Source organism: Enterobacter sp. PL_is514 (genome assembly GCF_055816715.1).
On the sequence record NZ_JBVPGN010000030.1, the window covers coordinates 246,923 to 259,080 of the forward strand.

Genomic DNA, 12,158 nt, shown 5'->3' on the forward strand with positions numbered 1-12,158 from the left:
TCAGGCGTCCGCGCAGGACGCCTCCGTTTCCAGCAGTGACTCAAGCGGCGCTGGCCTGCCAATCAGATAGCCCTGCACATAATCGATGCCTAGCGCGTGAACCGCGCTACTTATCTCCTCGGTCTCGACATACTCTGCCACCACCAGCATCTTCTTCATGCGCGCCAGATGGCAGATAGACGCCACGATCTGATAATCCAGGCTGTTGTTGACGATATTGCGGATAAAGCTGCCGTCGATCTTGAGAATGTCGGCATCCACGCTTTTCAGCCGCGCATAGCTTGCATAGCCGGTCCCGAAATCATCAATCGCAATGCGTACCCCCATTTTCTGCAGCTGCTGGAGAATATGTAGCGCCTGCTCCCCGCTGCCGAAGGTGCTGCACTCCGTCACCTCAAAAATCAGCTGCCACGGCTCAATGGCGTATTTTGCCAGCAGGCGACTTACCTCAAGCGGGAACTGCACCCGACACACGGTCGACGGGGCCAGATTAATGGCAAAGCGCTGGCCGGGAAGTGTTTCGCGATGCGCTGCAAGGAAGCGCAGGGTATGCTCCAGCACCCACAAATCCACCCGCGAGGAGAGACCAAACTCCTGCGCGACGGGCAGGAACTGGTCGGGAGAGATCAATAGCCCGTTTGTATCCGGCATCCGCAGCAGGACTTCGTGATAGCGATCGCCACGCAGGCCGAGAACGGGTTGAACCAGCAGGGTGAATTCGTCGTTATCGAGCGCCTTTTGCAGGCGGCTCATCATCGCGACTTTATCCTTCAGGCTGCGCTGCAAATGGACGGCACCACGCTGCTGAAGATTTTCCGGATGGTTGGAGGAGAGCGACAGATCGGCAACCACGCCCAGTTCGCCCAGCACCAGATAAAGATGGTTAACCGGGGACCGGACATAGCAATAGCTCACGCCCACCTGCGGCTGCAGCGGCATCCCGTCCCAGACAAAGCGAAACTGTTTGATATGCTCGTCCAGGGCTTCAATCCGCTGCTGGTGTGATTCCGCATTGAGCCGTACCGCCATGTCATACCCGGTGAGGTGATACACCTGCTCGTTGGGCTGGAGCGTGCCATTCACCCACTGCGCCAGCTGCTGTTTGTACTGAATGCGCAGCAACACGCCGTAATTTCGGCCCAGAATTTCCAGCTCCGGAATGCGCAGCAGGCAGAGAGCCGACCACGGGTTTTTCGCCAGTTCACGCGACAGCGCCCGCAGGTTAGGCATATGGACGACCGGGTCGAGTAGCGCCAGCCTGCGGGAGCGTTTGTTCACCGCGCGCTGCCGGGTCGCCAGCATCGACATATAAATCACCACAAACGAGAAGACCAGGTAACTGGAAGAGGTGATCGCCAGCTGAATGTCATACCCCTGGTTCACCGGGATATAGTGGTAAAAATAGTGAATAGACACCAGCAGCACCGGTATCCAGATCAGCGACACCAGCTTATAGCCAAAACGCATCGCGCCCCAGAGCATCACCGGCATCAGCAGCGACAGGGTGTAGTTGGTGGTAAAAATGGAGCTGTTTTCATTCATCGGGAGCAGCAGCAGCGAAAGCAGCCCGCCAAGCGCGATTGCCCACACCAGAAACTCAACGATCGTCACCTTTTTGTCTATCTGGGAACGGACCTGCGAGATAAGGCTTTTAAGATAGCGCGGATGACGAATCAGGCGGATCAGCAGATAGCTCAGCGGCACGCCCGTCAGTCCGCTGACCAGCAGCGCCTGGTAGTTGATGAGCGTGCGAATATTAAGAGGGTTTAATCCCGCCAGGCTCTGGCGGCTCTCATACACGCCTAAATACACCGCAAACTGAAATAGCAACAGAAACAGCGTTGCGGGGCAGAAAGCCTGCCAGAAGATACGCTGCGCCATCAGCCGGATGTCGCCGTACGCGGTCATATTCCGTCTGGGCGCAAACACCCGGTAGCCGCCCCAGCTGAGCACTAAAGGGACGATAAAATGGAGCACGCCGGCGACGGTTTCAAACATCCCGACCGAGGGGTAATAGCGGATAAACAGTGACAATACGATCCCGGGCAGCGCTTCCAGGCCAAAGAACATCATCAGCGAAAGCAAAAATGAGAGGGGTAAATAATAGAGTGCCACAATGCCGTCGCCCAGCTGCGTGAGCGTATTCGCAATGCTCAGCACGGGAAGTAAAACCACCGGTAAAATAAGCGGCAATGCCCACCAGCGGTTTTCATTTTTTTTCAGGAAAGCGAGAATGTTCATAGATGCCCGGTTAAACCCCTATCGCTCCAGAGGGAAATAAAGACAGGCATCCGACCTGACGTACGTCCCGCCCGGCAGCGTGCCGGGCGAACAGTGTGGAGGAAGGATTTTAAATATCAGGGCCAGGAATCCGTTGACATAAATCAAACTACTTTACGCAAATAACGTTTTGCGACGTTTTTCTACAATTATTTTCTTCATATTATCAATATGGTAAATGTATTAATTAATCTCAATAACATTAATTAATGTAAACATTGACGGTTATTTACACATTACAGAATTGACCCCATCTTCCCGCTGTGCCTTAATATCCTTATCGCCCAAAAGGGCTTACCCAGGAAAAACAGAGTGAGTCAGGTCACGCGTATGCGCAAACGACATCGATTTAACACCCGAATGACCCGCATCATACTGCTCATCAGCTTCCTGTTTTTCTTTGGCCGCTTCGTTTACTCTTCGATTGGCGCCTGGTACCACCATCAGGATAAAACCCAGTCGCAGCAATCCAGCCTGACCGTCGACACCGCTGACCGCTAAACCGCCAAAGGATGTTGCACGAGCCGAATAAGGGCCGCGATCCCTTTGCTGAGGATTTTATCCTGCCGCATGACCACCGCCAGCTGCCGCTGCAGCATGGGCATCAGCGACATCACGCATAGCCCTTCACGATCGACATCCTGTTCGACCGCCATTCGCGGCACAATACTGTAGCCCAGCCCCGCGCGAACCATGCGTTTGATCGCCTCGATGCTGCCAAGCTGCATCACCGGCGCGATTGCTAATCCACTGGCTGCAAACCAGCCATCGATCAGCGCCCGGGTCCCGCTGCCTGATTCAAAGGCAATCAGCGGATGAGCGTGCAGCGCCTCCGGCGTGAAATCCCGGAAAACATCCTGCTGCTCCCGCGAGGCGATAAACACAAACTCTTCGTCCATCACCGGCATGACGTCCAGCGCTCTGCCGCTCACCGGCAGCGTGACCAGCCCCACATCGAGACGGTTCTCTTCGATGGCCCTGACGATGTCGAGGGTGTTGCCCGTTGTCACCCCCACGCTCAGGAGCGGATAGTCGCGGCGCAGCTGCTCCAGCAGGGGCGGGAGAAGATGGATGCAGGCCGTTGCCCCCGTGCCAAGCGTAATGGTGCCGCTCACGTCGTGACTGAACGCACTCACGGACCGGATGGCGTCATCCACCGCCTGCTGAATACGCTCCCCATGCGTCAGCAAAGCCTGCCCGGCGGCCGTCGCCTTAATCCCACGCCCGGTACGCTCTACCAGCCGCGTTTGCAGAAACTGCTCCAGCTGGCGTATTTGCAGGCTGACGGCGGGCTGTGAAATGCCCAGCACGTCCGCTGCCGCTGAAAAGCTGCCGCGCTGGATCACCAGACGGAAGGTGGCGAGATAGCCCAGATTAAGCGTCGTCATTCAAAGTTTCTCTTATACCGCGCATAAGGTTACGGCCCTGCCAGCACAATACCGCGCCCGTTATGCTCAGGACAACTGCATAGCGGAATGAAAAATAATGGAAACACCTGCCCTGCCACGCCGCCTCGCCCTCATGGCGGGATGTAATCAACTCATCAACTGGGGGATCTCGTTTTATATGCCCGGCACCTTTGCGCTGGCCATTGCAGCCGACCGGGGATGGTCGTCACCGCAGATTTACCTCGGCCTGACGCTGGCGATGCTGGTGATGGCGGCGGTTTCCCCCTTTGTGGCCCGCCTGCTGGCACGCTTTGGCGGCCAGACGGTGGTGATGAGCGGCACGCTGCTGATCGCCGCAAGCTGCGCATGTATGGCGTATACCCAGGCGCTATTTGGCTGGTACTGCGCCTGGCTGGTCACCGGCGTAGGAATGCGCCTGTCGCTGTACGATGCGCTCTTCGCCGCGCTGGTGAATCTTTACGGACAGCAGGCGCGAAGAACGATCTCCCGCGTCACGCTGACGGGCGGGCTGGCTTCCGTCGTCTTCTGGCCGCTGGGCGATGCTCTGCTTCAGGTGATGAGCTGGCAGGAGGCGCTGCGCGTCTATGCTCTCTTCGGCCTGCTGAGCGCGGCGCTGATAAGAACGCTCCCCCGTCAGCGGCTGACGGTAACGACACAGGTCGCCGCGCCGCCCCTGAACAACGAGCGGCGCAACGGCTGGCTTTATGCCGCCTTCATTGCCCTCATCACCTTTGTCTCTAACGGCACCTCCACCCATCTGCCGGAGTTTATTGCCCACTTCGGCCTGCCGGTCGCCATCGGCATGCTGTGGGGGATCGGCCAGACGGGCGCTCGCTCTATGGAGGTGCTGGCAGGCGCACACTTAACGCCGTTCAGGCTGACCCTTTTCACCGCGCTCGCCATGCCGCTCTGCTTTCTGGTTGGCCTAAGCAGTTCCCAGTTTGTCTGGTGCGCGGCCGGTTTTGTGCTGGGCTATGGCGCCATCAACGGGCTGGTCACCATCGTGAAAGCCACGCTGCCGCTGGAACTGTTTAGCGCGGAAAGCTATGCCCGTCGCACCGGCATGCTGCTTATCCCCGGCCAGCTGATGGCGGCAGCCTCGCCGTTTGCCTATGCGTGGCTGAATAAAACGCTGGGGATCGCGGGTGCAATGTGGGTTTCAACGGGGCTGACGCTGGTGATTGCCGGGCTGGCGATAGCCATTGTGCGCCGTCCCGGCAGGCAAAGTGTATCGCACTGTATCCCGCGGACCACGGTGACAAACGGGTACAAAACGCCCCCTCCGGCAAATATCTCCGATACATAAAAATGGTTTTCTTTCCCTGTCGCCATTGAGAACCGATGAGGAGAGAGAGCAATGATTCGTCGCTATGTACTTTTCCCCCTGCTTGTCCTGACATCTGTAGCACGTGTCCAGGCCACACCGCTGGACAATCTGAGCGCCGCGGACGTTAACGGCCCCGCCGCCGTTGCCCCGCTGGCGCAGCCGCAGCCGCCTGCAAAACTGATCGTCGATCCGCCGCTTGCCGGGCCGCTGAGCAAAGGCGCGGTGTTTATCCAGTACCGCGCCGAAAACCTGCGCATCGAGCCGGTGTTCGGGCCCGACGCGCTCAAGGTCACCCCGCGCATCGGGCACATTCACGTGGTGGTGGATGACGCGCCGTGGCACTGGGCTGACGCCAGCGGAGAGCCGGTGATCCTGGTGGGGCTGCCCGCCGGTAAACACAAGGTGACTATTATTCTGGCCGACCCGACGCACAAGCCGCTCGACCACAAAACCCTTGAATTCACCGTCCCGCCCCACGCGGCGGTCCACCATTTTTAAGGAATCTGAAAATGAAAGCACTGTCTGTACTGACGGCAGGCCTGCTGGCGCTTTCCGCCAGCGCCTTTGCACAGAGCAAAACCAGCGTCGTGCTGGTACACGGCGCGTTTGCCGACGGCAGCAGCTGGAATAAGGTCATTACCCTGTTGCAGAAACAGCACGCAGAGGTCATTGCCGTCCAGCTACCGCTCACGTCGCTAAAAGATGACGTTGCCGCCACGCGACGAGCCATCGAACGCGCCCAGGGGGATGTCGTACTGGTGGGTCACTCCTGGGGCGGCACCGTGATTAGCGAAGCAGGCAACGATGCGCGAGTAAAATCACTGGTGTATGTGGCGGCGTTCGCGCCGGATTCCGGTCAGTCGACGGCGGATCTGGCAGAAAGATTCCCTGCGCCGCCGGGCAGCGCGGGCATTGCCAAAACGGCGGACGGCTATTTATATCTGCCAACGGACGCCGTCAGGAAGGATTTCGCGCCGGATGTGACGCCAGACATTCAAAACACGATTGCAGCGACGCAGGGGCCGATTAAGGCCGAGGCGTTTGGTGAAAAGGTCGCCCATGCGGCGTGGCATGATAAACCGAGCTGGTTTGTGGTCAGCAAGAATGATCGAATGATCAACCCCGATCTTGAGCGTGCGATGGCAAAGACGATCCATGCGAAAACCGCCGAGGTGGCAGCGAGCCACGTGTCGATGGTGAGCCAGCCGCAGATCGTTGCCCGGACGATTGAGCAGGCGATTGAAGCAAAGTAATTTTTTGCGAATTGTAGGCCGGGTAAGCGCAGCGCCACCCGGCAAAAAACAGCCTCAGCGCCCGCCATCCGCGGGATAATCCCGATTAATCCACGCGTGGTCCTCTTCCCAGGTGAACATCCACTTGCGCACCGGCCCGGCCATCACGTTGAGATAATAGCTGTCATACCCGGCCATCGTCGCCACCGGGTGGTAGCCCTTCGGCACCATGACCACGTCACGGTTATAGACCGCCATACACTCATCCAGCGCTCTGTCGTCGGTGTAAACCCGCTGCATGCAGAACCCCTGCTCCGGGTTGAGGCGATGGTAGTAGGTCTCCTCCAGGTAAGTCTCCTGGGGCGGATTATCCGTGTCGTGCTTGTGGCTCGGGTACGAGCTGGTGCAGCCCTCGTTGGTCCAGACCTCCACCACCAGCAGGCTGTCGGCGGGCTTGTCTTCCGGCAGAATGTTATGCACGTAGCGCTGGTTGTGCCCCTTACCGCGCGCTTCGCCGGCGATATCCTGCGGGGCAATCAGCCGTGTCGGATGCGTGCCCTTGCCCGGCGCGGCGCAGACCGCCAGCTCCAGCGTCGTCAGCGCCTTCACCTGCACCGTCTCCTGCGGGGTGACGTACACCGCCCACGGCTTGATGCGCTCGAACGGGCTCATCCGCTCGCCGATGTCGTTAAACTGCGCGGAAGGCGTGCTGATGGAGGCGCGTCCTGCCACCAGCACCAGGCAGCGCTCTTCGCGGACGGCGGGCAGCGTCAGCGTCTGCCCCTCCTGCAGCTCATACGCCTCAAAGCCGACGTATCCCCACCCTGCGCTTTCCGGCGTGACGGACTGAGTGCGCCCCTCCGCGTTTGGCTGTTGCCAGCGTGATAACAGACGTGACATGTCCCCTCCTCAAATCAGTCCGGCGTCGCGCGCCAGGCGGCTCAGGTTGTTATACCCCAGACGGGCATAGGTCAGCGGATGGGCGATGGCCGGATCCTGCTCCGCCTCGACCACCAGCCAGCCGTGATAGTCCTGCGCCTTCAGCAGTTGCATAATCGGCGGATAATCCACGCAGCCGTCGCCCGGCACGGTAAAGACGCCGCTCAGCACCGCGTCGAGGAAGCTGGTTTTACGGTTTTTCACGTCCGCCAGCACGTCGGCGCGCACGTCTTTGCAGTGAACGTGGTTGATGCGCGACGCCCAGCGCTGCGCCACCGCCAGCGGATCGGCCCCGGCAAAGGTCAGATGGCCGGTATCAAGCAGTAGCCCCACCGCGTCGCCGGTGTGGGTCATCAAGTTGTCCACGTCGTCGGCGGACTCAATCACCGTGCCCATATGGTGATGGTAGGCAATCTGCACGCCCTGCTGCTGGGTGTAGCGGGCAAATTCGGTGAGCTTCTCGCCGTACTCCTTCCAGCGCGCCTGCGGGAAGCGCGGGCGCAGGTGCACCGGGGTCTGCTGCTCGCCGTGAATGCAGCCGCTCACTTCCGCAAAGACCAGCACCTTCGCCCCCAGCTCGCGCAGGAGCGTCAGGTGGGACTGCACGGCGGCGATCTCCTCCTCCACGCTGCGCTCCAGCAGGCGGCCGGAATACCAGCCGGAGACCAGCTGCAGGTCGTGGCGCTGCAGGATGGGGCCAAGCAGGCGCGCTTCGCGCGGGAACTTATTGCCCAGCTCGAAACCGGCGAAACCGGCCTCTTTCCCTTCGCTCAGGCAGGTCTCCAGCGACGTTTCCGCGCCGAGAGAAGGCAGATCGTCATTCGTCCACGTCAGCGGGTTAATGCCCAGTTGTACACTCATTGTCGTCTCCATTATGCGTGTCCGCGCTCGCGCCACCAGGCGATAAGCTGCAGGTAGTTGTCCCGGATGCGCGCCACCAGCTGCGCATCGTCAATATCGTGTTTCAGCCACGCGCGGGAGGCATCGCCAAACAGCGTGCGCCCCACGGCGAAGCCTTTCACCAGCGTCTGCCCCGCTGCGGCTTTAAAGTCGGCGCGCAGCTGTTCCGCCGGGGCGTCCAGACCGAGGATCACCACCCCGCGGCAGTGCGGGTCCCGACGTTCGATAATCTCGCTCAGCGCCGTCCAGCCGTCGGCGGAGAGCGGCGGCAGCTTCCACCAGTCCGGGTAAATGCCGAGGTTGTAGAAGCGGGAGATGGCGCGCAGGTAGAGCTCGTCGCTGCGCGGCATGGTCGCAGGCAGGATCACCTCCAGCAGCAGCTCGTGCCCGGACTGGCAGCAGGCGTGGTACACCTCGGCGATTTTCTGCTCCTGCTCCAGGCGCAGGCCGTGGGCATCTTCCGGGTGGAAAAAGACCAGGCACTTCACCACATGCTCCTGCGGCCAGCTGATAAGCTGGGTGCCGATGTTGCCATGCTCCATCTCCAGCGGACGCGAGCCCGGCAGCTCGATGGGGCGACCAATCCACCACCCTTCCCCGGTGATGGCGTTCAGCGCGTCCTGACCAAAGGTGCCGTCGCACAGCAGACCGGCTTTGCCCTCCAGCCCCGCGCGGCTCGCCGCCTCGCGGCTGGCCTGCAGGATCAGCTGCTTCAGCGCCGGAATGCGCTTAAGCGACGCGCCGCACTGCAGCGCCATATCCTCAAGCTGGCTGCGGTGGTCGAAGGCCATCACGCACAGCTCCGGCCACTCGCGGCGGCGGGTGGTCACCCGGTGGAGGTGGTTAAGACGCGGGTCGAGATCCGGGCGCGGCACGTTCGCAGCGCGGGTGAGATAGTCATCCAGCTCGATTTTGCTCGGCATGGCCGGGGCGCAGCCGTGGCGCGAGACCACCAGCGCGCCGCAGGCGTTGGCGTAGCGGCACGCCTGCTCCCAGCCCTCATCGTTCAGGTAGCCGCGCAGCAGGCCGGACATAAACGCGTCCCCCGCCCCGAGGACGTTCAGCACCTCCACGCGCACGCCGGTCACCGTCAGGCCGTCGTCCAGCCGGGGCGGAATGGCGTCGGTGTAGACCGAGCAGCCGAGCGCACCGCGTTTGCAGACCAGCGTAGCTTCACTGACTGAGCGCACCTGCCCCAGCGCCTGCAGGGTCTCCGTGCTGCCGCCCGCAATGTGAAACTCCTCTTCGGTGCCGACAATGACGTCAAAGAGGTGCAGCACCTCCTGCAGCTCGCGGGTGACCTTATCGGCGGCGATAAAGCGCGTTTCACCGTCGCCTAAGGAGGTCAGCCCCCACAGCACCGGACGGTAGTCGATGTCCAGTACCGTGCGCACGCCGTGACGGCGGGCATAGCCCAGCGCTGTCAGCACCGCCTCGCGGGTCTGAGGATGAGAAAGGTGAGTCCCGGTGATGGCAAGACAACGTGCGGAGGCAATGTAGCTTTCGTCCACATCGCTGGCGGTAATCGCCATATCCGCGCAGTTATCGCGATAAAAAATAAGAGGAAAGGTGTCCCGGTCTTTAATGCCGAGTAGCACCAGCGCCGTGAGGCGGTCTTTATCGGTGATCAGATGGCTGGTATCGCAGCCCACCTGGTTGAGCTCTTCGCGCAGGAAGCGGCCCATATGTTCATCGCCGACGCGCGCCAGCATCGACGAACGTAAACCCTGACGCGCGGTGCCGTACGCCACGTTGCCCGACGACCCGCCGAGATATTTGGCGAAGCTCGACGCGTCCTCCAGACGGGCACCAATCTGCTGGCTGTAGAGGTCTACCGCCACGCGGCCCATGCATATCACATCAAACTGCTTTTCCACGTTGATACCTCATCAGACAATGTCGTTCACGTTCAGCCAGCGGCCTTCCCGGTGCGAGAGCGCAATCGCGTCCAGCACGCGCGACACCTTCCAGCCCTCTTCGAAGTCCGGCCACATCGGCACGTCGGCGGCAATCCCGTCCACCAGGTCGCGCACCTCCACCGTTTTTTGATCGTTAAAGCCAATCCCGTGGCCTGCGCCCATGCAGAACGCGGCGTAGTCGGGGTGCGCCGGGCCGACGAGTAAGGTGCGGAACCCCTGACGGTTTACCGGATCGTCATGCAGATAGAGCTTCAGCTCGCCCATGCGCTCCTGGGTGAAGCTGATGGCGCCCTTCGTTCCGGTAATAACATACGACAGCCCCATCTTGCGGCCGCAGGCGACGCGGGAGGTTTCAATCACGCCCTGCGCCCCGCCCGCGAAGCGCACCATCGCGTGGGCCTGATCCTCGTTTTCGACGGCAACCATGTCCGACGAGCCGGCCTTCGCCGGGCGTTCCGGGACCACGATCTTCAGGTCGCCGCAGACCTGCTCAATCTCCCCGACCAGGTACTGGGCCATGTTGACGATATGCGCCGCGAGGTCGCCCAGCGCCCCCAGCCCGGCGGTCTCTTTAAAGCAGTGCCAGTGAATGGGCGAGCGCGGGTCGGCCATATAGTCTTCGTTGTGGGTGCCGTAGAAGTGGATCACCTCGCCAATCTCGCCGCGGGCAATAATCTCCTTCGCCAGCTGCGCCGTCGGGTTTTTCATGTAGTTGAACCCCACCAGCGTTTTCACCCCGGCCCGCTTCGCGGCGTCGACCATCTCGCGCGCGTCGTGGGCGTTCAGCGCCAGCGGCTTCTCCGAGTAGACGTGCTTGCCGTGGCGGATCGCCTCCAGCGCCATCTCCTTATGCAGATGGTTGGGTGAGCAAATATCCACAACGTCAATCGCCGGGTCGGCCACCAGCGCCCGCCAGTCGCCGGTGGAGCGGTTGAAGCCAAACGCCTGCGCGCGCGCTGCCGCCAGCTCCGGCGTGACTTCCGCCACCATCTCGCGCACCAGCCTGCCACGCAGGTTGAACACCGTCGGGGCCTGGGCATAGGCGATAGCGTGCGCCTTGCCGATATACCCGGTGCCAATCAATCCAATACGAACCTCTTTCATCGTGATCCTCACAGTGCGCCGCGACGGCTCTTGGCGTAGGTATCAAACGCCACCGCCAGAACGATAATTAATCCGGTGATAATCTGCTGGTAATAGGCCGAGACGTTCATCAGCACCAGGCCGTTAATCAGAATCCCCATGATGATGGAGCCGATAATGGTGCCGCCGATGCGCCCGTAGCCACCCATCAGCGAGGTGCCGCCAATCACCACCGAGGCGATGACGCGCAGCTCAAAGGAGATCCCGGCCACCGCCTCGGCGCTCCCCAGACGCGCGCTCAGAATGAAGCCCGCCAGCCCCGCCAGGCAGCCAATCAGCACGTAGACGCTGGCCAGCACGCGCTTGACGTTCACCCCCGCCAGGCGCGCCGCCTCCGGGTTACCGCCGATGGCGTAGACGAAGCGGCCCCAGCGGGTTTTATGCAGCGCCAGATAGCCGCCGAGGGCGACGATGGCGAAGATCCAGATCGGAATGGAGATGCCGAGCAGCTCCCCGCGCCCCCACCAGCGGTAGCCCTGATCGAAACCGGCAATCGGCGCGCCGTCGTTGATCACCAGCGTCAGGCCGCGCCAGATGGTCATCCCGCCGAGGGTCACGATGAACGGCGGAAGGCGCAGGCGGGTCACGCCCAGACCGTGCAGGAAGCCAATCGCCGTGCCCATCGCCAGACAAATCCCCAGCCCAATCAGCCAGCTCATGCCGCCCCAGGCGTTCGGATCGACGGTGGTGAAGTTGTCGCCCTTAATCACGTACGCCGCGGTCATGGCGCAGACCGCCAGAATGGAGCCCACGGAGAGGTCAATCCCGGCGGTCAGGATGACAAAGGTCATCCCCACAGCCATGATCCCGTAGATGGAAACTTCGGTCAGTATGTTGAAAATATTGCGTTCAGAGAAAAAGTTGCTGTTCTGCGACTGGAAGAAGATCAGCAGCAGGATCATGAAAATCAGTACCCCGAAGCGCTCGAAGAAGGCGATGGGATCGATGCGTCCGGCGCGTTTGACCGGGGCCTGCGTTTTAGAAATCATCTGCGTCATGAGAAACTCCG

The 12,158-nt window shown here is 61.0% G+C and carries 11 protein-coding genes; 4 read left to right on the top strand and 7 right to left on the bottom strand.

The annotated features are described in order from the left end of the window. Positions 1-2,241, bottom strand: a complete 2,241-nt coding sequence (locus tag AC0TNG_RS10435) for an EAL domain-containing protein (RefSeq protein ID WP_473713458.1) — start codon at positions 2,239-2,241, stop codon at positions 1-3. Positions 2,242-2,592: 351 nt separating this feature from the next. On the opposite strand from AC0TNG_RS10435, the gene AC0TNG_RS10440 reads away from it, so the two are divergent. After that, positions 2,593-2,781 carry a YfgG family protein gene (locus AC0TNG_RS10440; RefSeq protein ID WP_021241815.1) on the top strand — a complete coding sequence of 63 codons (189 nt, stop codon included), beginning with the start codon at positions 2,593-2,595 and terminating at the stop codon, positions 2,779-2,781. Here AC0TNG_RS10440 and AC0TNG_RS10445 read toward each other — a convergent pair. Continuing rightward, complete coding sequence (locus tag AC0TNG_RS10445) at positions 2,778-3,668, bottom strand: LysR family transcriptional regulator (protein ID WP_473713459.1); 891 nt, start codon at positions 3,666-3,668, stop codon at positions 2,778-2,780. The two genes, AC0TNG_RS10440 and AC0TNG_RS10445, sit on opposite strands and share 4 nt — an antisense overlap. A gap of 97 nt (positions 3,669-3,765) precedes the next feature. Here AC0TNG_RS10445 and AC0TNG_RS10450 point away from each other — a divergent pair, with 97 nt between their 5' ends. From AC0TNG_RS10450 to AC0TNG_RS10460, 3 genes are read left to right on the top strand one after another with little or no spacing between them, the layout of a single operon-like run. Continuing rightward, a complete protein-coding gene (locus AC0TNG_RS10450) occupies positions 3,766-4,995 on the top strand; it encodes an MFS transporter (protein WP_463727059.1) in 1,230 nt (409 codons plus the stop codon). A gap of 51 nt (positions 4,996-5,046) precedes the next feature. Next, a complete protein-coding gene (locus AC0TNG_RS10455; protein ID WP_032646800.1) occupies positions 5,047-5,514 on the top strand; it encodes a DUF6130 family protein in 468 nt (155 codons plus the stop codon). A gap of 11 nt (positions 5,515-5,525) precedes the next feature. Continuing rightward, positions 5,526-6,269, top strand: a complete 744-nt coding sequence (locus AC0TNG_RS10460; RefSeq protein ID WP_473713460.1) for an alpha/beta fold hydrolase — start codon at positions 5,526-5,528, stop codon at positions 6,267-6,269. A gap of 54 nt (positions 6,270-6,323) precedes the next feature. On the opposite strand, the gene iolB is transcribed toward AC0TNG_RS10460, so the two are convergent. From iolB to AC0TNG_RS10485, 5 genes are read right to left on the bottom strand one after another with little or no spacing between them, the layout of a single operon-like run. Continuing rightward, positions 6,324-7,148 (bottom strand): 5-deoxy-glucuronate isomerase, encoded by an 825-nt coding sequence (gene iolB, locus AC0TNG_RS10465; protein ID WP_090420154.1) that lies wholly within the window; start codon positions 7,146-7,148, stop codon positions 6,324-6,326. 9 nt (positions 7,149-7,157) lie between these two features. Next, the gene (gene iolE, locus AC0TNG_RS10470; protein ID WP_032675314.1) at positions 7,158-8,048 is read right to left on the bottom strand and encodes a myo-inosose-2 dehydratase; all 891 of its coding nucleotides are present in this window, start codon (positions 8,046-8,048) and stop codon (positions 7,158-7,160) included. Positions 8,049-8,059: 11 nt separating this feature from the next. Further along, positions 8,060-9,964, bottom strand: a complete 1,905-nt coding sequence (locus tag AC0TNG_RS10475) for a bifunctional 5-dehydro-2-deoxygluconokinase/5-dehydro-2-deoxyphosphogluconate aldolase (RefSeq protein WP_473713461.1) — start codon at positions 9,962-9,964, stop codon at positions 8,060-8,062. A 12-nt stretch (positions 9,965-9,976) separates the two neighbouring features. Then, a complete protein-coding gene (locus AC0TNG_RS10480; RefSeq protein ID WP_473713462.1) occupies positions 9,977-11,110 on the bottom strand; it encodes a Gfo/Idh/MocA family protein in 1,134 nt (377 codons plus the stop codon). Positions 11,111-11,118: 8 nt separating this feature from the next. Further along, positions 11,119-12,147 carry an ABC transporter permease gene (locus tag AC0TNG_RS10485; protein ID WP_473713463.1) on the bottom strand — a complete coding sequence of 343 codons (1,029 nt, stop codon included), beginning with the start codon at positions 12,145-12,147 and terminating at the stop codon, positions 11,119-11,121. Positions 12,148-12,158 lie beyond the last annotated feature (11 nt).